The following is a 21,648-nucleotide window of genomic DNA, read 5'->3' as shown; positions in this document are numbered from 1 at the left end:
ACGTTCATCGCGAGCGCGCTCGCTCCTACATAGGTTGGCGTTCGCTTAACTGACGGTATTAACCCGAAGGTGGCTTTTCAGTACAGGGCGGTGACTCAGCTATCAGTAAGCCTTGCCCGTCTTGTAGAAGTGTTCGAAGCAGAAGTTGGTCGCCTCGATGTAGCCTTCAGCGCCGCCGCAGTCGAAACGCTTGCCCTTGAACTTGTAGGCAATCACGCAACCGTCTTGCGCCTGTTTCATCAGGGCGTCGGTGATCTGGATCTCGCCGCCTTTGCCTGGCTCGGTTTCTTCGATCAGCTTGAAGATGTCCGGCGTCAGGATGTAACGACCGATGATGGCCAAGTTGGACGGAGCATCTTCAGGCTTTGGCTTCTCGACCATGTTGCGCACGCGGTACAGGTCATCACCGATCAGGTCACCGGCGATCACACCGTACTTCTGGGTTTCCTGCGGATCCACTTCCTGGATCGCCACGATGGTGCAGCGATACTGCTTGTACAGCTTGACCATCTGGGTCAGCACGCCGTCGCCTTCCAGGTTGACGCACAAGTCGTCCGCCAGTACCACGGCGAAGGGTTCGTCACCGATCAGTGGGCGACCGGTCAGGATCGCGTGGCCCAGGCCTTTCATTTCGGTTTGACGGGTGTAGGAGAACGAGCATTCGTCGAGCAGCTTGCGGATACCGACCAGGTATTTCTCTTTGTCAGTGCCCTTGATCTGGTTTTCCAGCTCATAGCTGATGTCGAAGTGGTCTTCCAGGGCGCGTTTGCCACGGCCGGTGACAATGGAGATTTCGGTCAAGCCGGCATCCAGTGCTTCTTCAACGCCGTACTGGATCAGTGGCTTGTTCACCACCGGCAGCATTTCCTTGGGCATGGCTTTAGTCGCTGGCAGGAAGCGAGTACCGTAACCGGCTGCTGGGAACAAGCATTTCTTGATCATAAAAGTCCTTGATAAGGGCTGTGTATACGAGTTTCGGCGCAGTCTAATCAGACGGCGGGGACGTTACAATGCCCCGCACTGGCTAACCGGTGCCATCATAGAGAAATATTCTGCGAGATAGTTCCGCAAATTCACACCGCACGCAGTGTTAAAACCCGCCACAGTGACTTGCCAGCCCCCCTGTTCAACACGAGGGCTTCACTTTAGACCAGAGAACAGGCTCAGACACATTGGCTGCTATCGGCTATCATTGCGCGATTGAACCAGCCAACGAGGCAGATAGATGTCGGCAGCAAAAAGTGTGAACGGTTACCTGATCAACCAGGCCAAAGATGGCCAGTGGTGGGTCGACAGCGCCAGCGGCGAAAATATCGCCGGGCCTTTCCCCTCGCAAGCCATGGCGATTGAAGTGGCCTCCGTGCTGCAGGACACCCCGCCTGCACCCAAGCGCCGTGGCGCCAAGCCTGAGTAACAGCTTACCCGTGCAAAAAAACCTGCCTGCCCGCAGGTTTTTTTGTGCGTGTCTGTAGCCTGATCGCCATGGGCTGTAGCATCCTTGCCCAGGGCAACTGCGCCCCTGCTGACTGATGGCTGCCACCCATGAAAAAATACCTGACGCTGATGGCGGTACTGCTCCTGGGCGGATGCGCCAGCACCTCCAAAATCTACCTGGACGATGGCCAGCAAGGCCTGGCAATTGACTGTTCGGGCGAAGCCAACTCCTGGGCCAAATGCTACGAGAAAGCCGATGCATCCTGTGCCGGCACCGGCTACCGGATAGTAGGCACGGAGGGTACGCCGGCCCTCGACGAAAGTGAAAAGACCCTTGGCGCTGACGTCGGCAACTTCAAAAGCCGCAGTGTCGTGGTGGTGTGCAAGTAGCCGACAGAGCGGGCTGACTCATCACATGTGTATTTCGGCGAACTTGATCCCAAGGCCGCGCACGGTCTCGATCAAGTCATCCAGCCGGCTGAAGGACTCGACCTCGTCATTGTCATCCACCAGGAAAAAACTGCGCCCTGCGCTTTTCTTGAAAAAGACGATCCATTCCCCCGGGTTCGCAGGATTCTGAATCACATGGGTGGCAGAGATGTGACCCTCTGCATGCCGTTCTCTGACTTGCTCGCGTTTCATTGACTGCTCCAGAAATGACAATGCCGCCCAAGAGCGGCATTGTGTCGATAGACGACAGTTTATCGGATCCCTTGCCCGATCAGCACCCCATCCACCGTTTGCCCGTAGAGATTGACCCCATCGTTGGCATGGAACTTCACGCGGGTTTTCTCGATGGAGCCATCGATCAGGCGCGGATCCTGCGGCCGTTCATGGCTGTTGATGAACGCCGCCACATCCCAGGCCTGCTGATCGTTCAGGCTCTTTCCCTTGCCCAATGGCATGTTGTATTGAATGAACGACGCCGCCGTATTGATGCGGTGCATGCCGGCCCCCCAGTTGTAGGAGTCCTTGCCCCACAGGGGCGGCATGACATAGTCCTGGCCGACTTTCTGCCCTTGCCCGGTATCGCCATGGCAAATCGCACACTGCGCTTTGTAGACCTGCGCCCCTTGGGCGAGGTCATAGCCCTTGGCCGGCTGGGTGACCTCAGGGTAGCCGCGCCCCGGTGACTCGACGCCGAGCGGCGCCTTGGTTGCCAGCCAGTAGGCATAGGCCGACAACGCGGTAATCTCCGGCCCGTCGGCCGGTGGCGGCTTGCCGTTCATGCTGAACTGGAAACACCCCTGCAGGCGCTCGGCAAAGGTGTTGACCTTGTCGTTCTTCTTGCGATACGCCGGGTACATCGGATAGGCCCCCCACAGTGGTGCGGAGTTGGGCAAACGTCCCTGATCAAGGTGGCAGTTGCTGCAATTGAGGCCATTGCCGACATACGCCGGTGCCTGGCGCCGGGTGTCGACAAACAGACTGTGGCCCTGGCGCACCAGTTTGCCAAAGGCGTTGTCCGGCAACTCGTGTTCGGCCGGCGGTTGGAAATAGGAGGTATGACCGGCTGCCACTGCCTGGGTTTTCAGCTCGGACTGGTCGTCCATGACCGTCTGCGCGGCGTACAGGTTGACGCTCATCAACGCCAGGGACAGTGGCACCAAAGAAAGGAATCTCATGGCTTGGCCTCCTGGCTGCCCAAGGTCGCGAAATAATCGGCGACTGCGGTGATCTCGTCCGGTGTCAGGGCTTTGGCAATGTGGCCCATCAAATCATTCGGGTCGTTGTGCCGGGTGCCATCGCGCCAAGCGTTCAATTGCGCCACCAGATAGCCCGCCGATTGCCCGGCCAACGGCGGGAAGGCGCTGCCGACGCCGACACCACCCGGGCCATGACACATCACGCATTCGGGAATCTGCCGGTCCCAGGCACCTCGCAATGCCAGGGTTTGCCCCGCGTTTTTCGGCACGGCATCGCGCGTGGCCAGGGTAGTTTCAGGCGCTGGCATGGCCGCCAATGCGCTGGAAACGGCCTGGATCTCATCATCGGTCAGGGCTTTGGCCAAAGGCTGCATCACCGCGCTGCCCCGCGAACCACCGCGAAAATCATTCAGTTGCTTGCGCAGGTACTCCGCGGACAACCCTGCCAATCGAGGAAAGCCGGCCGCAGGCATCCCCATGCCATCCGCGCCATGGCAGGCAAAACAGGCGGTTGCCCCCGGCTGTGTGCCGCCCTGGGTGAAAATTTTCTGACCATCGGCAGCCATGGCACTGCTGGCCGCCACGAGCATCAGGCCGCTCAACACCATCGGGTTGAATTCCATCTCGAACTCCATTCTTCTAGTTATATGCTTAGGCCTACTTTGCATAAGCATATGAAGAGTAGGTGATGGGTCCGCCCATCACAACGCGGATCTGGGTTCGAGACGGTCAGAAATGAAAAAGCCCGGCCCCACACCTTCAACGGTGGCGGGGCCGGGCTTGGGCAACAGACGGTGCGGGCAGGCGATCGACCCTAGCCAGAAATGCACTCGTTGGCCGCATTGCCGATATCGCCAGGGCGCATCGGCACGTTGGACAGGCTCTCATGGAGCTTGATGCTGCTGCCGCCGGAGCGCGCGTCGATATCAAACACCGCGGCCGGATCGGCGGAGAGTTTTCCTGGCACGATGACCTGCACGCCATCCTTGTACGGTTCGATCTGCACCGCGCCACGGCTAGTGGCCAGTTTGTCGGCAACACAGGCGGCATATTCTTGTGGTTTCTTCCCTGAAATCACATTCATGGTGGGCAGCGTCTGATTGATGTCCGAGACTGTCGCACAACCACTCATCGCCAATGCCAGCAACAAAACGCCCCGCTTCATACAAATCCTCCAATAAAGACCCTCCGACAGCACAAATACCGATTTTCTCCGGAATGCAGCGCTTTATTGCGCAAATAATCACGGATAACTGTTTTTAATTGTCAAAGCCGGACCCAAGAGCCCGCTTTTCGGGTGTGGAGGCTGATAAACTGCGCTATCGCACATGCTATCGTTTTGATTTTGTAGAAAAAGCCCTTCTGGAGGCGCCCCATGAAATTTATCCACCAGCGCGAGCACCTCAACGAAGATGACATCGTCGTCATCCAATGCTCCCAAACCTGCAACATCCGCCTGATGAACGACGCCAACTTTCGCAGCTTCAAAAATGGCGGACGCCACACCTACCACGGTGGCGCATTCGACACTTTCCCGGCGAAAATCACCGCGCCGAGCACCGGTTTCTGGAACATCACCATCGACACGGTCAACCGCCGGCCGATCAGTGTGACCCGCAAGCCGACGCTGACGCACTCGATCAAGATCATTCGTCGGTCCAGCTCGAAACTCAGCTGATCCTCTATATACACTGTGACACACAGGTACGCTCGTGACTCAAACCACCAAGTACGTCATCAAGTACAAACTCAACGGCGAGCGCCGGTTCGAGTTCGCCCAACTGGTCAAGGGCACTGAAGACGAGGCCAGGGCCGCCCTTGCCGCCATCCATGGCGAAAGCGCGGATGTCATCACCGACATCAGTGTGAGCAAGGCGCTGTAAGGTCCCCGACCGGCCTGGCAAACACTCCGGAGTTCGACCGCAAGCACCGGAGTGTCACCCGCGCTTGAGCCTCCCAGACTGGTCATCCTCGACCCGGGTTCAGGAGCCAGCCATGTCCACTTCCCCGCACCACCACGACCGCAACGCCGCCCCTGCGACAGCCGAGCCGTCGCTGCTCGAACGTATCGACACCCTCCCCTGGCCGGCCCTCGAGCACACCCTCGACCAGGATGGCTGCGCCATCCTCAAGGGCCTGCTCACTGCCCGGCAATGCCGCGACCTTGCGGCGCTGTACGCCGAACCGACACGTTTCCGCGCTCACGTGGTGATGGCCAGGCACGGCTTCGGGCGTGGTGAGTACCGTTACTTCAGCTACCCCCTGCCCGCACTCGTCGAGCAATTACGCGGGGCGCTGTACACCCGGCTAGCGCCATTGGCCAACCGCTGGCATGAACGCATGGGCCTGCCTGACCGTTTTCCCGCAGCGCACAGCGCGTTCTTGCAGCGCTGCCATGCTGCCGGCCAGCAACGCCCTACTCCCTTATTGCTGCAATACGGCCCGGGGGACTACAACTGCCTGCATCAGGATCTGTACGGTGAGCAGGTGTTTCCCCTGCAGGTGGCGATTCTGTTGTCAGCACCCGGTGTAGACTTCACAGGTGGCGAGTTCGTGCTCACCGAGCAGCGCCCCAGGATGCAATCGCGGCCCATGGTAATGAGCCTTGAACAGGGCGATGCACTGATATTTGCGGTGAGCCAGCGCCCGGTGCAGGGCGTTCGTGGCGACTACCGGGTGAACATGCGCCATGGCGTCAGTCGCCTGCACAGCGGTGAGCGGCATACCCTTGGAGTGATTTTCCACGATGCACAGTGATCACAGCCTCCCTGTCACCCTCGACCTGTTTGCCGGGGAAGACCGCCAACCGGCGCGGACCGAACAGATTGGCGAACAGTCATTCGTTCTACGTGGCTTTGCCCTGCCCTGGGCGGCGCGCTTGCTTACTGCGCTGGAGCCTGTCTTGCAGCGAGCACCGTTTCGAAACATGGTCACACCGGGTGGTTTCACCATGTCGGTTGCCTTGAGCAGTTGTGGCACGCTGGGCTGGACCACCGATCGCAGTGGTTACCGCTATACCTGCCTCGACCCGCTCAGCGACCAGCCTTGGCCAGAAATGCCTGCCGTCTTCCGGGAACTGGCGCATGCCGCAGCGATGGCAGCCGGCTTCAGCGACTTTATGCCGGACGCCTGCCTGATCAACCGGTACCTGCCCGGTGCGAAAATGTCCTTGCACCAGGACAAAGACGAACGCTCCTATGATGCGCCTATCGTGTCGGTCTCCCTAGGCTTGCCGGCGATCTTTCTGTTCGGTGGCTTGAAGCGCAGTGACAAAAGCCGGCGAGTGCCACTGTTTCACGGTGACATCGTGGTCTGGGGCGGCGTGGACCGTTTGCGCTATCACGGCGTGTTGCCGCTCAACGAGGGGCATCATCCACAACTGGGCGCACAGCGGATCAACCTCACCTTCCGCCGCGCGGGGTGACACCTGGAATTTGACCGCAAGCCGCGGAGTGCCTTCGGCCTTCAGACCGGGCAAGCTGGGCTGAATCTTCAAAAGGTAACGCACCATGACCACCGCCAGCCACGCCACCGAGCAAGACCCCCGCTGGGCCGCCGTACTGGCTCGCGACCCGCGCGCCGACGGTCAGTTTGTCTATGGGGTAAAAACCACCGGGATCTATTGCCGCCCCAGTAGCCTGGCGCGCTTGCCGAAACCGCAGAACGTAGTGTTCTTCGACACTGAGGAACAAGCCCTTTCCGCAGGTTTCCGCCCCAGCAAGCGGGCCGCGGCGGATCAAACCCTGGTTGCCAGCCAGCACGCCACCCTGGTCGCCGCGGCCTGCCGACAAATCGAGTCCGCCGACACCGTGCCCAGTCTCGGCGAACTGGCACACAGCGCGCGCATGAGCCCCTTTCATTTCCACCGCGTGTTCAAGGCCGTGACTGGCCTGACGCCCAAGGGCTATGCCACGGCCCAGCGTTCACGCCGAGTCCGCGAACGGCTCGAGGTGGCGGGCTCGGTGACGGATGCGTTGTATGACGCCGGGTTCAACTCCAACAGTCGCTTCTACGAGTCCGCCGATCAGGTGCTCGGCATGACTCCTGGCAATTACCGCGCCGCGGGCCAGAATACTGACATTCGCTTTGCCGTCGGCCAATGCTCGCTCGGGGCGATCGTGGTGGCACAGAGCGAGCGCGGGGTGTGCGCGATTCTCCTCGGTGACGATCCCGATACCCTGGTCCGCGACCTGCAAGACAAGTTCCGGCAAGCCAACCTGATCGGCGCGGACCCGCAGTTTGAGCAACTGATTGCCAAGGTGGTGGGTTTCATCGAAGCCCCCGCCTTGGGCCTGGACCTGCCGCTGGATGTGCGCGGCACAGCGTTTCAGGAGCGGGTCTGGAAGGCGTTGCGGGAGATCCCGGTGGGCAGCACTGCCAGTTACGCCGAGATTGCCCGGCGTATCGGTGCGCCCAAGGCGTTCCGCGCCGTGGCCCAGGCGTGCGGGGCCAACAACCTGGCGGTGGCAATACCGTGCCACCGGGTGGTGCGCAGCGATGGCGACCTGTCGGGCTATCGCTGGGGGGTGGAACGCAAGCGTCAGTTGCTGGCGCGCGAAAGCCAGCCTTAGAAAATGCCGATGTGCACGGCCACGCTGTCGGGGCCGGTGTAGGCCTCGAAGTCGGTGGCAAACCGGCGCTGAACCTGCGGATGTTCATCGAAATACGCCCACACCCGCCCCCAGGCCTCAATCACGCTGCCCGGCATCGGCCCCTTGGCATCGAACACCAAGTACTGGCCGCCCTGCACTTCAAGGCTGTGGTAATCGGCCGGGGCCTCATTGACAGCCACGCCCGCCAGCACGTCAAACGCCCCGCTCGCGTCCGACTCATATTGGCTGTACACGCCATACACCCACGAATCCGCCGTCTTGCCGGCGATCTTGTCGTACAGGCCCTCGCTGAAAAAGCGTTGCCACATCGGGCCGATCCTGGCGGTCGACGCCTGTTGCTCTGCGGTATTAAGCGTACGCACGCGCAGTCCGGCCACACGAAACGGCTGTACTTCCAGTTGTTTGACACCCATGAACACTTCCTCCTTGATTAACGATTCACATCCACCACAACGCGCCCGCGCACCTCGCCGGCCAGCAGCCGTGGCGCAAGGTCGATGGCATCGCTCAGAGCGATTTCGTGACTGATCAGTGACAGCAACCCTAGGTCCAGGTCCCTGGCCAGTCGGTCCCAGGCTGCAATGCGCCGGGCCTTGGGTTGAGTCACGCTGTTGATCCCGGCCAGGGTAATGCCGCGCAGGATAAAAGGCGCGACAGAGCCCGGAAAGTCCATGCCCTGGGCCAGTCCGCACGCCGCCACCGTACCATTGGCCCGGGTGCTGGCGCAGGCATTGGCCAGGGTATGACTGCCCACCGAGTCGACCACCGCCGCCCAACGCTCCTTGGCCAACGGCTTGCCGGGGCCCGACAGGCTGGCCCGATCGATGATCTCGCGGGCGCCCAACTGCTTGAGGTAGGCATGCTCCGAGGGGCGACCGGTGCAAGCGACCACCTGGTAGCCCAGCGCGGACAACAGGGCGATGGCGAAACTGCCGACACCACCGTTGGCCCCGGTTACCAATACCTCGCCCTGGTCCGGAGTCACGCCGTTGCGCTCCAGCGCCAGGATGCACAACATCGCGGTATAGCCGGCCGTACCAATGGCCATGGCCTGGGCTTCGGTGAATGCACGCGGCAAGGGAATCAACCAATCACCCGCAAGCCGTGCCTTCTGTGCCAGCCCACCCCAGTGCCCTTCCCCCACGCCCCAGCCATTGAGCAGCACTTTGTCTCCAACCTTGAAGTCCGGATGCTCGCTGACCTCCACCGTGCCGGCCAGGTCGATCCCGGGAACCATCGGAAATCTGCGCACCACAGGGCTTGAACCGGTAATCGCCAGTCCATCCTTGAAGTTCAGGGTGCTGTACGCCACACGCACCGTGACATTGCCCTCGGGTAACTGATCGTCGTCGATCTCTCGCAAACTGGCCTGGTACGCGCCGTTATCGTTCTCAATCAAAATGCCTTTGAACATCACTGTCTCCTGATTGGATGGGTCGCCGTGAGCTGAGTCCAGGCCAATACCTTCGCAGCCACGGCGCAAAAAAGCCATGACCGATGCTACATGCCAGGGCTATGATTTTTGCCCTCTGGGCCAGAATCGCTGACGCCAGCACAGTCATCCTTGATGTTGGCTGAGCCACCGCTATCGCGGACAAGCAGCGCGTCGCCCGGCCCGTTTGAACGACACCGATGCCCTGCTCAAAGGGTGACGGCTTTGATCGCTGACGAACCGATTGAACCGCAACAGCCGACCCCCATTCACCTTTTCCATGCAGGAGCACACTGCTGATGAGCCAATGGCCTGACACCCGTATTGTTGATCTGCTCGGCATCGAGTTGCCGATCATCCAGGCGCCCATGGCCGGCGCGACCGGCCCGGACATGGTGATCGCCGCCAGTAACGCCGGCGCCCTGGGCTCGATGCCCGCAGCCATGCTGAGCACCGGGCAATTACGCGAAGCGCTCACGACGATACGGCAACACAGCACGCATCCATTGAATGTGAACTTCTTCTGCCATCAGCCACCCGTTGCCGACGAGTCGCGCACCCGCCAATGGAAGCAACTGCTGGAACCCTACTACCGTGAACTGGGGGCTGATTTCGAGGCGCCGACACCGGTGTCCAACCGGGCGCCGTTCGATGAGGCCGCCTGCGAGGTGGTCGAGGCGTTTCGCCCCGAAGTGGTGAGCTTCCATTTCGGCCTGCCGGAGAAATCCCTGCTCGACCGGGTCAAGGCCTCCGGCGCCAAGGTGCTGTCGTCCGCGACAACGGTGGCCGAGGCCGTCTGGCTTGAGCAACATGGCTGCGATGCGATCATCGCCATGGGTTACGAGGCCGGCGGCCATCGCGGGATGTTTCTCAGCGACGACTTGAGCACTCAGGTCGGCACCTTTGCCTTGGTGCCGCAAGTCGTCGATGCCGTCCGCGTGCCCGTTATCGCCGCCGGTGGTATTGGCGATGCACGCGGGATCGCCGCCGCGTTCGCCCTGGGCGCCTCGGCGGTGCAGCTAGGCACCGCGTACCTGTTCACGCCGCAAGCCCAGGTCAGCGCCTCGCACCACCAGGCCTTGCGCAGCGCCAGGAAGAGCGAAACGGCAGTCACCAACATTTTCACCGGGCGCCCGGCGCGGGGGATCATCAATCGGATCATGCGCGAGCTCGGCCCGATCTGTCCGCAGGCCCCGGCGTTCCCGCTGGCTGGCGGTGCCTTGCTGCCGCTGCGCGCCAAGGACGAGGCAGACTTCAGCACCCTGTGGGCCGGGCAGGCGCTGCGCCTGAGTGTGGAACTGCCCACTGGCGAACTGACCCGACGCCTGGCGGATGAAGCGCTGGCCTTGCTGGGACGCCGCTGAACTCGGCGCCTCGATGATCGTTCCCGGACGGGAACGATCACCCCTTCTGCAGATGCCGTTGAAAGTCCCCCGACAGAAAACTGTATACAATTTTTCACTCATGAGCCGTTGACGAGTTCCGCTCCCAGCTCTTTCGCTGTATATTTTTATATATAGCGTTGAGCCTCAGCCCCAGCGCAGTCGAATCACAACCACACACTGCCCACCTCTCTCGTCCTTCGGAGCCGCTTCATGACTATGCGTGTCTCAGGTTTTGCCCCGGTTTGCCTGGCCTCCTTGCTCGCCGTGTTCACCTTGAACTCGGCCCAGGCCAACGAAGTCCAGGTCGCCGTCGCCGCCAACTTCACCGCGCCGATCCAGGCCATTGCCGCCGACTTCGAAAAAGACACCGGGCATAAATTGGTCGCCGCCTATGGCGCCACGGGGCAGTTCTACACCCAGATCAAGAACGGGGCGCCGTTCGAAGTGTTCCTCTCGGCCGATGACAGCACCCCACAAAAACTCGAGCAGGAAGGCGATATCGTCGACGGCTCGCGCTTTACCTACGCCATCGGCACCCTGGCGCTGTGGTCGGCCAAGGACGGTTACGTCGACGCCAAGGGCAACGTGCTGACCAGCAACCAGTACCAACACCTGTCCATCGCCAACCCGAAAGCCGCCCCTTACGGCCTCGCCGCTACGCAAGTGCTGGCCAGACTGGGGCTGACCGACAAGGTCAAGAACAAGATTGTGGAAGGCCAGAGCATCACCCAGGCCTTTCAGTTCGTCTCCACCGGTAACGCCGAAGTGGGCTTCGTCGCCTTGTCGCAGATCTATAAAGACGGCAAAGTCACCGCTGGCTCGGCATGGATCGTGCCCGCCGACATGCACGACCCGATCAAGCAGGACGCGGTGATCCTCAACAAAGGCAAGGACAACCCGGCCGCCAAGGCACTGGTTGACTACCTCAAGGGTCCGAAAGCCGCTGCCGTTATCAAATCCTACGGTTATCAACTTTAAATGACGCTATCGAGTGCCGACCTTGCCGCGATCTGGCTGACCTTCAAGCTCGCGTCCCTGACCACGGTGATTTTGCTGATCATCGGCACTCCGATTGCGTTGTGGCTGTCGCGCACCCGGTCCTGGCTGCGCGGCCCCATCGGGGCGATCGTCGCCCTGCCCCTGGTGCTGCCGCCGACGGTGATCGGCTTCTACCTGCTGCTGACCCTCGGCCCCAACGGGTTCATTGGCCAACTCACCCAGTCGCTGGGGCTGGGCACCTTGACCTTCAGCTTTACCGGGCTGGTGATCGGCTCGGTGATTTACTCGATGCCCTTTGTCGTCCAGCCGTTGCAAAACGCCTTCTCGGCCATCGGCCCCCGGCCCCTGGAAGTGGCCGCCACCTTGCGCGCCAATCCCTGGGACACCTTTTTCAGTGTGGTCCTGCCCTTGGCCCGGCCTGGTTTTGTCACCGCGGCCATTCTCGGCTTCGCCCATACCGTCGGTGAATTTGGCGTGGTGCTGATGATCGGCGGCAACATCCCCGACAAGACCCGCGTGGTCTCGGTGCAGATCTACGACCACGTCGAAGCCATGGAGTATGCCCAGGCCCACTGGCTGGCCGGAGCGATGCTGGTGTTTTCATTCCTGGTGCTGCTGGCACTGTATTCAAGCCGCAAAACCAAGGCCGGCTGGAGCTGATCGATGACTGCTGGGATTCACGCGCGCCTGTATCTTCGCTACCCGGACTTCACCCTGGACGTCGACCTGGACCTGCCCGGCCGTGGCGTCACGGCGCTGTACGGTCATTCCGGCTCGGGCAAGACCACCTGCCTGCGCTGCATCGCCGGCCTGGAACGAGCCGAGCATGGCTTTATCCAGGTCAACGACGAGGTCTGGCAGGACAGTCGCAAGAAGCACTTTGTGCCCCCCCACAAACGGGCGCTGGGCTATGTGTTTCAGGAAGCCAGCCTGTTCCCCCACCTGTCGGTGCGGGCCAACCTGGAATTTGGCCTGCGGCGTATTGCCCGTGAGCAGCGCCGGGTCGACCTGCTGCACGCCACCGAGTTGCTGGGCATCGGCCACCTGCTGGATCGCCATCCGCAACACCTCTCCGGCGGCGAACGGCAACGCGTCGGCATCGCCCGTGCGTTGCTCACCAGCCCTCGGTTACTGTTGATGGACGAGCCCTTGGCCGCGCTGGACTCACAGCGCAAAAGCGAGATCCTGCCGTACCTCGAACGGCTGCACGACGAACTGGAAATACCGGTGTTGTACGTCAGCCATTCTCAGGACGAAGTCGCGCGCCTGGCCGATCACATTGTGCTGCTGAGCGCCGGCAAGGCCCTGGCCAGCGGACCGGTCGGCGAAACCCTGGCGCGGCTCGACCTGCCGCTGGCGCAGGGCGACGACGCGGGCGTGGTGATCGACGGCCAGGTGACTGACTACAACGTCGACTACCAACTCTTGACCCTGCAACTGCCCCGCAGCCCATTGAATGTACGCGTGGCCCATCTGCCCCTGGCCGTGGGCAAACAGTTGCGCTTCAAGGTGCAGGCCCGGGATGTCAGCCTGAGCCTTGCGGGTGGCGAACAGAGCAGCATCCTCAATCGGCTGCCGGTCACGGTCATCAGTGAAATTGCCGCCGACAACACCGCCCATGTCCTGGTGCGACTGGACGCTGGCGGCACGCCGTTGCTGGCGCGCATCACCCGGTATTCGCGCGATCACTTGCAGGTGCATCCCGGGCAACAACTCTGGGCGCAGATCAAGGCCGTGGCGGTGCTGGCCTGAAACTGCACCGGCCAATAGACCTGAAGCTTGTAAGGGTATCCGCGCCTAGGCTAGGCTATGCACCTTTCCTCTCCCCCGGGACGATCGTTCGACGTGAACAACTAAGCCTTTCAAAAATGTAATCGCAGCGCGTGGCCCTATGCGGGCCAGCTTCCGTGCTGGTCTTTCCGACATTTTCTGGAGGTGCCATGACTCACGTCACGCATCCACCTGCGCTGGTCATCCTGAACCGGCTCACCTATCAATTTGCCAATGGCCAGACCCTGTTCGACGCCCTCACCCTGCGCCTGGATCAGTGCCCCACCGGCATCGTCGGTCGTAATGGCAGTGGCAAATCCGTGCTGGCCCGATTGATTGCCGGTGAGTTGCAACCCACCTCGGGAAACCTCATTCGTCACGCCAGCGTTGCCTATGTGGCACAAGAGCCGAGTGTCATGGCTGAGCAAAACGTCGCTCAGGCAGCCGGCGTCGCGCAGGTACTCGATGCCCTCGAGCGGCTGGCCGACGGCACGGCCGACGCGCGGGACCTTGAACAGGTGGCCGAGCGCTGGGACATGCGCGATCGTCTACGTGCAATGCTCGATGAAGCCGGCCTGTGCGCACTGACCCCACACCACCCCGTGAACACCTTGAGCGGTGGTCAACGTGCGCGCATCGCGCTGATCGGCGCGTTTCTCAGCCCGGCCGAGATGCTGGTACTGGATGAACCGACCAACCACCTGGACGCCGACGGTCGCCGCTGGCTGATGGGCCGCTTGGCTGCCTGGCGCGGTGGCTTGATTGTGGTCAGCCACGACCGAACCCTGCTCAACAGCCTTGAACGCATCGTCGAACTCAGTGAACGGGGGGTGCAGGTGTTTGGCGGCAACCATGAGGCGTACCTCACGCAGCGAGACATCGAGCAAGACGCGGCGCGATCAGCCCTTGATCATGCCCGCACACTGCGCAGTCGCGAGCAAAAACGCTTGCAGCGCGAGCACGACACCCTTCAACGGCGTGCTGCCGGATCACGCCGAAACGCGGACACCGCCAACGTCTCACGCTTTGAGCGTGCCACGATGAAAAGCTCGGCCACCGAGTTCATGGGCCATCTGCGCAAAACGCATCAGGCCTGTAAAAGCGCGATGGATGCTCAGGTACGCGAAGCCCGCATACGAGTTACGCCCGCCGAACCCGTGCTGATTCCTCTGCCCGCAAGCGCCATACCGACCGGCCGGCAAGTACTCACACTGGTCGATGCGCAATTGCCATGGCTGCCAGCCAAGGCGCCGGGCACCTGGCTCACACTTTCACTCGCCGGCCCTGTGCGCGTTGCCGTCAGCGGGCCGAACGGTTGTGGAAAATCCACCCTGCTGAAAATGCTCGCGGCCCACTGCAACCCTGTCAGCGGGCAGTGCCTGACCCACGTGCCGAGTGCCTACCTGGACCAACACCTTGAACAACTGGACCCGCAACGCTCTGTGGTCGAGCAGTTAAGCCTGCAGGACACGCCATTGTCAGAGGGCGCGGTGCGCAGCCGCCTGGCCCACCTGCAACTGGACGCTGTGCGCGTGACCATGCCGACCCGTTTGCTCAGCGGTGGCGAGCGACTCAAGGCCGCCCTTGCCGTTGCCGCATGGCGCGAGAATCCGGCACAGTTGCTGTTGCTCGATGAGCCAAGCAATCACCTGGACCTGGCTTCGGTACAGGCTCTAGAGCAGGCCCTGCGCGGGTTTGCCGGTGCGATCATGGTCGTTTCCCATGACGCCGGGTTTATCAACGCACTCCAGCCCACCCACACCCTGGCCTGGACACCTGACGGGTGGTGCCTGCACAACGTCCACCAGCCGTGACTGTCGTGACCCATGCGACGAACGACACGCGTTGTTTTTGCACCTTGGCCACCGCGATCTATAGTTGATGGGAATACAAATCACCCCGGTGACGCCATGGAAGACATTTTCGTTGTGAAACGCTGCAACAAGATCATCGTCCAGGGGCGCCGAGCCGGGGAAGTGGCCCATCCGCCTCCAGTTGCGGAGGTCTGGTACAGGATTGCCGATACCCGTACTCGCGGCGGGTTCATCGGGGACGGCTATGATCGCCAGGAAGACGCCCTGAACGAGTGCCGACGCCTCAACCGGGTCAGCTCGCGGGTCGCGCGCCAAGGCTGAAACGTAGGCCCCGGGCAATGTGACCGACGTTCAATGGCAGGGGCTATAATGAACTGAGCTGAAGGATCGGCGCCTTGACCGGCGGCAGGCTCGCAGGCACGGGCCTGTCATCGAACCCTTGCAACCTTCTCGACTATGGAGGTGTTTGTCATGTCCGAAAAAGAGTCCATCACCACCTTGCTGACCCTGCTCGACTCACGCCAGACGCGCCTGACCGCTGCCTGCAAGGAAATTGCCGACTGGGTAGACAAACATGACGGCCACCCGACCGCCGTGAGAATCCGCGACCGTCTGCTGGATATCGAGAAAGACACGCCGCTGATCCAGAGCGCCTTGACCTCGCTCAAACCCGTTGAGCGCCCACTGCCAAGGTTCCGCTAAGCGTTCCGACCTGAAGCTTCAGGCCGGAACTCACCAGGGGTCGATCACTGCCGCGTCAACACCTGGCGTCAGAGCCGGTCCCGGGCAATACCGCTGCGAATCCGCACAATATCGGCGAGCACCGCCAAGGCGATCTCCGCTGGCGTCTTGCTGCCCAGGTTAAGCCCGATGGGCGCGTGAATGCGCGCCAGTTCAGCGTCCCCCAGACCACCGATGCGGCGCAGACGCTCGAAGCGTTTCTGCGAGGTTTGCAGGGAGCCCATCACACCGATGTAGAACGCGTCGGTGCGCACGGCTTCCATCATGGCCAGGTCGTCGATACGCGGATCGTGGGTCAGCGCCACCACCGCCGTGTCGCTGTGGCAGCCGCCGTCGGCAATGAACACCGAGGGCAGTTGACGGCGAATCTCGACGTTTTCCAGGACCACCCCTTCGAGCACCTCGTCGCGTGGGTCGCACAGAATCACTTCGAAACCCAAGCCCACCCCGAATTCGGCACAGGCCTGCGCCACGCTGGAATAACCGGCGAGCAACAGCCGTTGCGCCGCACCGACGCGCAACCGTACACGGTCGATTTCACGTTCGATACGCGGCCCATGTTCGCGGTCAACCAGCAGGCTGCGAGCGCCGCTGTGCAGGTCGACCTCACGAATCAGGCGACGCTGCCCCAGCAACGCGGACTCCAGTTCGCGCAGATGAGCCTGCACCTCACAGTCCGGCTCAAGCTTCTCCACCAGCACATCGAGCAGCCCGCCACAGGGCAGTCTCACCTGGGAGCGCGGGTCATCCGTCTCGCCGTAGCGCACCACTGCGACGGCGTCGTTGAACAGCCCTTCGGCCATACGCTCCAGAAAGTCGTCCTCGACGCAGCCACCCGACAGTGAGCCAATCCAATGACCGCTGCCGTTGACCGCCAGCATCGAGCCCGGCGCACGGGGCGCCGAGCCGTAGGTACCGAGGACGCTGCACAGCCACACGCACTGGCCCGCGCTGGACCAGGCCAGCGCTCGCCGTATCACTTGCAGGTCAAGATGCTGCATGTCAGTGCGCCTTGTGCTCTGGCGGAGCCTCAGCCTTGAGTTGCTCGATCTGGCTGATCACCAGGTCTGCCGGTTGACCGCCCCAGGCCTGACGCAGGTAGTTGATCAGGTCGGTGGTCTGTTGCGCGCTCAACTTGTCGACAAAACCCGGCATCGGTTGCATGCGCTCGAAACCCGAGAACTGCTGTTCGCCAATCCCGTCGTCGATGACGCGCAGCAGGTTGCGCGGATCTTCCAGGCGCAGGGTGGTGTTGCCCTGCATGGCCACGGCGATGTGCGGCTTGCCTTCGCCCTCGACACCGTGGCAACCGGCGCAGACGTTCAGGTAGCTTTGACGGCCGCGCTGGGCGCTTTCGGTCATCTTGTCCAGCGCCACCGTGGCCAGCACCTTGGCCTGGGGCGGCTGATCGCCAAGCAGGAAGGTAGCCATGGCCGCCAGGTCCGAGTCACTGAGGTTCTGGGTGCTGTTGTGGAACACCGGGAACATCTCATTGAACATCGTGCCCTGGGCGCTCATGCCATGCTTGAGGAACGAACTCAGGTCCTGATGGGTCCAGCCACGGGCTGCCAGATCGTTGGCCAGCAGGCTGGGCGCCAGGTAGCCATTGAGCAAGCCGCCAGTCATGCGTTTGTCCTGCTGCATGGCGCCAGGCAAGCCACGCGGCGTGTGGCATTCACCACAGTGACCGAGCACATCGACCATGTACTGCCCGCGCTTGAACGCCTCGCTTTTGCCTTCAGTCGGCTCAAGCTTCACGTCCTTGCCGTAGAGCATGTTCCAGCCGGTCAGGCCCAGACGCACGTTGAACGGAAAGCTCAGGCGGGTGACCGGTGCGGCACGGTTGATCGGCTCGAAAGTCTTCAGGTAGGCGTGAATCGCATCGGAGTCGGCACGGGGCATCAAGTGATACGAGGTGTATGGCATCGCCGGGTACAGGTTGGCGCCGTCACGACGCTTGCCTTCGGTCAGCGCGGCGAAGAACTCGTCATCGCTGTACAGGCCGATGCCATGCTCCTTGTCCGGAGTGATGTTGGTGCCGTAGATGGTGCCGAACGGCGACACGATGGGCAGGCCACCGGCATAGGGTGCGCCACCGGGCGCGGTGTGGCAGGCCATGCAGTCAGCTGCCCGCGCCAGGTATTCACCCTGCTTGATCTGCTGCTGGTCGGCCGCCTGGGCCTGCTGGATCGCCATCAGCGAAACCGCAAGACCCACGGCGGCAGCCAGGCCGGAAAGTAGTCGCTTCATGCTTAACCCTCCTTGACCAGGCCGAGATCGGTCAGCACGTTGCGCGTGGCGCTGTAGTAGCGCACGTACCCGGTGCAGCGGCAGATATGGTGACCGAGGCTGTCCTCGATCACCGCTTCCAGCTGGCTCTTCTTGATCGGCTGGCGCTGCAGTTTTTCCACCAGCACGGTCGCCGCGTTGACGAAACCTGGTGCGCAGTAGCTGCACTGGAAGGCGAACTCGTCGACAAAGCGTTGCTGAATCGGGTTCAGTTCGGTGACCTTGCCCGCTTCATCACGACTCGCGTGGCCCTCGATGGTGCGGATTTTCTTGCCTTCGAAGTAGTGGGCACCGGTGATGCAGGTGCGCACTTCTTCGCTGGTGCCGTCGGGGTTGTCGACGATCACCACGCAGGCGTGACAAATGCCCTGGCCGCAGCCCAGACGTGAACCGGTGAGGTTACGGTACTCGTGCAGGTAGTCGATCATCGGCAGATCTTCAGGGACCTCGACGGGACCGACGGTTTGACCATTGAGGGTCATTTGAAGCGGACGGTTAGCCATTGAGGGCCTCCTTGATGCGCGCTGGAGTGATAGGCAGGTCACGGACACGTTTGCCGATAGCGTGAGCCACGGCGTTGGCGATAGCGCCCACCACCGGAATCATCACCACCTCGGCAATGCCCTTGGACGGGTCGCTTGGCGACAGGGGTGGGAGGATCTCCGACGTCTGCGTCCAGACCGCGACATCCTTGGCCATGGGCAAGCGATAGCGGTTGAAGTTCCAGTCACCCTCCCCCGGCCCGCCTTCGTACAGCGGCATCTCTTCCAGCAACGCGTGGCCGATGCCCATGGCGACCCCGCCTTCGATCTGGCCCTTGACCAGCTCCGGCACCAGCACCCGGCCACATTCGAGCCAGGAATGGTGGTTAAGGACGCGCACCTCGCCCGACCCCTTGTTCACTTTCAGTTCCACCAAAGTGGCAACGGGGCTGTAGTAGGTCACGGCCGCGTTGTTCAACTGCGTCGCCGGATACGCGACGTTCTGTCGGTCCAGCAGGTGGAAGCCGGCGCTGGTCATCTGCGCCAGCTTGGCCTTCGGCGCACCGGTACCGTATTTCACGGCCAGGGCATCCAGCGGCAGGCGCTCGCGCACGCCGTTGATGCTGAACTCGGCCTCGGCCCAACTCCAGCGGTTGAAACCGTGCACGGTGGCACCGGTCACCAGGCCACGCTCGTGGGCATGCTTGGCCAGTACGGCGAACGGCAGCGGTTCCATGCCATTGGCGGTCAGCTTTCCATCGACCCAGTGGGCGTCTTCACGACGGACCACATACGGGTTGGCCTGGCCGCCAAACGGGCCCTGGCGCCAGATTTCCATGGCCGCCGGCCACAGGCCGTGGTTGAACAGCACGCGCGCCGCTTCACGGGTGGCGTGGCTGAAGTAGTAAGCCGAGTTGGTGGCCGAGGACGCCGAGGCGATCTTGCCGACCCAGCGCGGGTTGCGCAGCACAGTGTCCTGCTCGGCCTGACTCATGATGTAGGGGTTGCCGCTGCTGGTCAGCTGCAGCTCTTTCCACTCGGTCTCACCGGTCTTCACTTCACTGGCCGGATTGCCGAGGAAGTCGGCGACCACCAGGGCCTGGGACGTGGACATGCCGGTGCCGATCTCGATACCGATGTGGCGCAGGGTGACATGACCTTCAGCAGTGAACTCGACGCTGGCCATTGGCGCTTCGGAGCCTGTGCCGAAGTCTTTCTGGCAGATGGCGAAACCCACCCCGTACAAGCTATCCGGGTCCTTGGCGTCTTCCTGCTTTTTCAGCGCGTGACGGTTTTTCCAGAACTCATTGCCCGCCGCCTTTTCGAGAATCTCGTTCAGGCGCAAGGCACCGGCCGGCACCGCGCCCTGGGTGTTTTTCATCCCCGACAGCAGCACGTTCTTCTTGCGCAGGTCGATGGCATCGATCCCTAGGCGATCGGCAACTTCATCCACCATCATCTCGGTGGCGGCCATGCTTTGCAGGGTGCCATAACCACGCATGGAACCGGCCTCGACAGCACGGGAGTGATACGCGGTTACCTGCAGGTCGTTCTGCGGCATGTAGTAGATCGACTGCGCGGCGGTGGCGCCCACGGCGGCCACCGACGGGCTGTAGTTGATCCGGCCGCCGCCATCGACGGTCATGTCGGCGCGGAAAATCTTGAAGCTGTGATCCTTTTTGTCCACCGCCAACTGGTAGCGGATGTCGAACGGGTGACGCTTGATGCCGCTCTGGAACTGCTCGTAGCGGTCGTTGGCCAGGCGTACCGGCACACCGGCGCCGTACAACGCCGCCAGGGCTGCGTAGTAGACGAAAATGTTGTGGTCCTTGGAGCCGTAGCCGACGGTGTAGCCCGGGTGCATGTTCAGCGTGCTCAGGCCGAAACGCGACGGTGCGATCATCTTCGCCGTTTCGCTCGCCGTCTCCAGTGGGCACTGGGTGGCCACCACGAAATGCAGGGTCTTGGTCGCCGGGTCGTACCAACCGTTGCCGTTGTCCGGCTCCAGCGCGGCCGGCTCGATGGACGGCGTCTTGTAGCGCTCGTCAAACACCATCCAGCCTTCCGGCGGGGTTTCCAGTTGCTGTTTCATGCGGTCGGCATAAAACAGGCCGCGCTCGGTCAGGTTGCCATGCAGGTTGGGCTGGGCGTTCCAGACCGGACGCCGCTCGCGAATCATCGGGAACAGGATCGAGTCTTTCAGGCTGGCGAATTCGTCTTCATCGGCCGAGGTCGCCCCGCCCACGCGCACGTAGCGGAAACTGCCGTAGGGGTCACGGGTGTACAGCGGCGCCTGGGCACCGTAGCGGATGGCCTTGTCGTTGAACTTGAGTTTGTTCTTGGCCTGGCGGTAACGTTCGAAATCGTTCCAGATCAGGATCGCCACCGGGTGGCCGATGAACATCGGTACCTGGCCGGGCGGCAGCAGCGGATCGGGGGCGTGTTCTTCCGGAAATACGATGCCGTCCTTGTCCAGGTCCTGCGCAGTGACGATGCGGTCAGGCTGCAATTCGGCGCCCAGCAACGACAGGTCGAAACCCTCGTAGATGCGGTCGGCACGAACGGTCTTGAGCAGCATCGCGTGGCCTTGCTGTTGCGGCCAGCCCGGCATGTCCTTGGCGCGGATGTCGCGGGCAAATACCTTGCTGCCGCACACCTTGGACAGTGAGTCGTTGCGCATGCGTGCCTTGCCGTTGTTGCCAAGCCATTGCTCGGACGGGACGGTCACGCTGTTTTCCATCAGGGCGGCCAATGCCTGGGAACTGAGCGGAGTCAGCGTCACGCTGACGCCAGCGATCAACCCGCCCTGCAAGAAGGAGCGCCGGGATATATCACGGTTGGACATGGATCATCCTCTGGACGGCTATGAAATCCGTCCATGTCATTATGGTGTTCTGGGAAATCTCAGGTCATACAGAAACCCTTCCTGACGATGCGAAGGGCTGACAAGCTGAAAAAAGTTGACCTAATGGTTAACTTTATCGAATTTGTCCGGCCTCGGCAAAAATAATAGTAGTTCGAGGGTGATTTTCTGCGGGCACGG

The 21,648-nt window shown here is 61.9% G+C and carries 25 protein-coding genes; 14 read left to right on the top strand and 11 right to left on the bottom strand.

The window, feature by feature from the left end; all coding sequences use genetic code 11:
* Positions 1-102 precede the first annotated feature (102 nt).
* The gene (galU, locus tag CKW07_RS03170) at positions 103-942 is read right to left on the bottom strand and encodes a UTP--glucose-1-phosphate uridylyltransferase GalU (protein WP_095143532.1); all 840 of its coding nucleotides are present in this window, start codon (positions 940-942) and stop codon (positions 103-105) included.
* Between the two features lie 283 nt (positions 943-1,225).
* On the opposite strand from galU, the gene CKW07_RS03165 reads away from it, so the two are divergent.
* Both CKW07_RS03165 and CKW07_RS03160 read left to right on the top strand, forming a co-directional pair.
* The gene (locus CKW07_RS03165) at positions 1,226-1,414 is read left to right on the top strand and encodes a hypothetical protein (protein ID WP_095143531.1); all 189 of its coding nucleotides are present in this window, start codon (positions 1,226-1,228) and stop codon (positions 1,412-1,414) included.
* 128 nt (positions 1,415-1,542) lie between these two features.
* The gene (locus tag CKW07_RS03160) at positions 1,543-1,824 is read left to right on the top strand and encodes a hypothetical protein (RefSeq protein WP_095143530.1); all 282 of its coding nucleotides are present in this window, start codon (positions 1,543-1,545) and stop codon (positions 1,822-1,824) included.
* A gap of 21 nt (positions 1,825-1,845) precedes the next feature.
* On the opposite strand, the gene CKW07_RS03155 is transcribed toward CKW07_RS03160, so the two are convergent.
* The 4 genes from CKW07_RS03155 to CKW07_RS03140 form a co-directional block, all read right to left on the bottom strand.
* Positions 1,846-2,076, bottom strand: coding sequence for a hypothetical protein (locus CKW07_RS03155; RefSeq protein ID WP_007935641.1), 231 nt, complete (start codon positions 2,074-2,076; stop codon positions 1,846-1,848).
* 59 nt (positions 2,077-2,135) lie between these two features.
* Complete coding sequence (locus tag CKW07_RS03150; RefSeq protein WP_095143529.1) at positions 2,136-3,059, bottom strand: c-type cytochrome; 924 nt, start codon at positions 3,057-3,059, stop codon at positions 2,136-2,138.
* The gene (locus tag CKW07_RS03145; protein WP_256577007.1) at positions 3,056-3,703 is read right to left on the bottom strand and encodes a cytochrome c; all 648 of its coding nucleotides are present in this window, start codon (positions 3,701-3,703) and stop codon (positions 3,056-3,058) included. The genes CKW07_RS03150 and CKW07_RS03145 overlap by 4 nt, the downstream gene beginning before the upstream one ends.
* Positions 3,704-3,894: 191 nt before the next feature.
* On the bottom strand, positions 3,895-4,245 hold the full coding sequence (locus CKW07_RS03140) for a hypothetical protein (RefSeq protein WP_095143527.1): 351 nt from the start codon (positions 4,243-4,245) through the stop codon (positions 3,895-3,897).
* A gap of 210 nt (positions 4,246-4,455) precedes the next feature.
* Between CKW07_RS03140 and CKW07_RS03135 the strand changes: the two genes are divergently transcribed.
* The 5 genes from CKW07_RS03135 (at position 4,456) to ada (ending at position 7,651) form a co-directional block, all read left to right on the top strand.
* A complete protein-coding gene (locus CKW07_RS03135; RefSeq protein WP_095079212.1) occupies positions 4,456-4,758 on the top strand; it encodes a DUF1883 domain-containing protein in 303 nt (100 codons plus the stop codon).
* Positions 4,759-4,792: 34 nt separating this feature from the next.
* Positions 4,793-4,963: a hypothetical protein gene (locus CKW07_RS25400; RefSeq protein ID WP_095143526.1), complete on the top strand. Its 171-nt coding sequence runs from the start codon at positions 4,793-4,795 to the stop codon at positions 4,961-4,963.
* A gap of 112 nt (positions 4,964-5,075) precedes the next feature.
* The gene (locus tag CKW07_RS03125; RefSeq protein ID WP_095143525.1) at positions 5,076-5,837 is read left to right on the top strand and encodes a 2OG-Fe(II) oxygenase; all 762 of its coding nucleotides are present in this window, start codon (positions 5,076-5,078) and stop codon (positions 5,835-5,837) included.
* A complete protein-coding gene (gene alkB, locus CKW07_RS03120) occupies positions 5,827-6,504 on the top strand; it encodes a DNA oxidative demethylase AlkB (protein ID WP_095143524.1) in 678 nt (225 codons plus the stop codon). Before CKW07_RS03125 ends, alkB begins: the two co-directional genes overlap by 11 nt.
* A gap of 85 nt (positions 6,505-6,589) precedes the next feature.
* The gene (ada, locus tag CKW07_RS03115) at positions 6,590-7,651 is read left to right on the top strand and encodes a bifunctional DNA-binding transcriptional regulator/O6-methylguanine-DNA methyltransferase Ada (RefSeq protein ID WP_095143523.1); all 1,062 of its coding nucleotides are present in this window, start codon (positions 6,590-6,592) and stop codon (positions 7,649-7,651) included.
* On the opposite strand, the gene CKW07_RS03110 is transcribed toward ada, so the two are convergent.
* On the bottom strand, positions 7,648-8,106 hold the full coding sequence (locus CKW07_RS03110) for a GyrI-like domain-containing protein (protein ID WP_095143522.1): 459 nt from the start codon (positions 8,104-8,106) through the stop codon (positions 7,648-7,650). The two genes, ada and CKW07_RS03110, sit on opposite strands and share 4 nt — an antisense overlap.
* A 17-nt stretch (positions 8,107-8,123) precedes the next feature.
* On the bottom strand, positions 8,124-9,107 hold the full coding sequence (locus tag CKW07_RS03105) for an MDR family oxidoreductase (RefSeq protein WP_095143521.1): 984 nt from the start codon (positions 9,105-9,107) through the stop codon (positions 8,124-8,126).
* 317 nt (positions 9,108-9,424) lie between these two features.
* On the opposite strand from CKW07_RS03105, the gene CKW07_RS03100 reads away from it, so the two are divergent.
* From CKW07_RS03100 to CKW07_RS03070, 7 genes are all read left to right on the top strand, one after another.
* Positions 9,425-10,489 (top strand): nitronate monooxygenase family protein, encoded by a 1,065-nt coding sequence (locus tag CKW07_RS03100; protein ID WP_095143520.1) that lies wholly within the window; start codon positions 9,425-9,427, stop codon positions 10,487-10,489.
* Between the two features lie 231 nt (positions 10,490-10,720).
* The gene (gene modA / locus CKW07_RS03095; RefSeq protein WP_095143519.1) at positions 10,721-11,488 is read left to right on the top strand and encodes a molybdate ABC transporter substrate-binding protein; all 768 of its coding nucleotides are present in this window, start codon (positions 10,721-10,723) and stop codon (positions 11,486-11,488) included.
* Entirely contained in the window at positions 11,489-12,169 is a 681-nt protein-coding gene (gene modB / locus CKW07_RS03090) for a molybdate ABC transporter permease subunit (RefSeq protein WP_095143518.1), read from the top strand.
* 3 nt (positions 12,170-12,172) lie between these two features.
* Positions 12,173-13,261, top strand: a complete 1,089-nt coding sequence (modC, locus tag CKW07_RS03085; protein ID WP_095143517.1) for a molybdenum ABC transporter ATP-binding protein — start codon at positions 12,173-12,175, stop codon at positions 13,259-13,261.
* 188 nt (positions 13,262-13,449) lie between these two features.
* Positions 13,450-15,093: an ABC-F family ATP-binding cassette domain-containing protein gene (locus CKW07_RS03080; protein WP_095143516.1), complete on the top strand. Its 1,644-nt coding sequence runs from the start codon at positions 13,450-13,452 to the stop codon at positions 15,091-15,093.
* A gap of 96 nt (positions 15,094-15,189) precedes the next feature.
* Positions 15,190-15,414 (top strand): hypothetical protein, encoded by a 225-nt coding sequence (locus CKW07_RS03075; protein WP_095143515.1) that lies wholly within the window; start codon positions 15,190-15,192, stop codon positions 15,412-15,414.
* A 150-nt stretch (positions 15,415-15,564) separates the two neighbouring features.
* On the top strand, positions 15,565-15,795 hold the full coding sequence (locus tag CKW07_RS03070; protein WP_095143514.1) for a hypothetical protein: 231 nt from the start codon (positions 15,565-15,567) through the stop codon (positions 15,793-15,795).
* Between the two features lie 68 nt (positions 15,796-15,863).
* On the opposite strand, the gene CKW07_RS03065 is transcribed toward CKW07_RS03070, so the two are convergent.
* From CKW07_RS03065 to CKW07_RS03050, 4 genes are read right to left on the bottom strand one after another with little or no spacing between them, the layout of a single operon-like run.
* Positions 15,864-16,835, bottom strand: a complete 972-nt coding sequence (locus CKW07_RS03065; protein ID WP_095143513.1) for an XdhC family protein — start codon at positions 16,833-16,835, stop codon at positions 15,864-15,866.
* A gap of 1 nt (position 16,836) precedes the next feature.
* Positions 16,837-18,084, bottom strand: coding sequence for a cytochrome c (locus CKW07_RS03060; protein WP_095143512.1), 1,248 nt, complete (start codon positions 18,082-18,084; stop codon positions 16,837-16,839).
* A gap of 2 nt (positions 18,085-18,086) precedes the next feature.
* A complete protein-coding gene (locus CKW07_RS03055) occupies positions 18,087-18,626 on the bottom strand; it encodes a (2Fe-2S)-binding protein (protein ID WP_095143511.1) in 540 nt (179 codons plus the stop codon).
* On the bottom strand, positions 18,619-21,450 hold the full coding sequence (locus CKW07_RS03050; RefSeq protein WP_095143510.1) for a xanthine dehydrogenase family protein molybdopterin-binding subunit: 2,832 nt from the start codon (positions 21,448-21,450) through the stop codon (positions 18,619-18,621). The genes CKW07_RS03055 and CKW07_RS03050 overlap by 8 nt, the downstream gene beginning before the upstream one ends.
* Between the last annotated feature and the right edge of the window lie 198 nt (positions 21,451-21,648).

This window comes from Pseudomonas sp. Irchel s3b6 (assembly GCF_900187415.1).
In the GTDB taxonomy this organism is placed as follows: Bacteria; Pseudomonadota; Gammaproteobacteria; order Pseudomonadales; family Pseudomonadaceae; genus Aquipseudomonas.
This window is presented reverse-complemented; position numbering and strand designations above follow the sequence as displayed.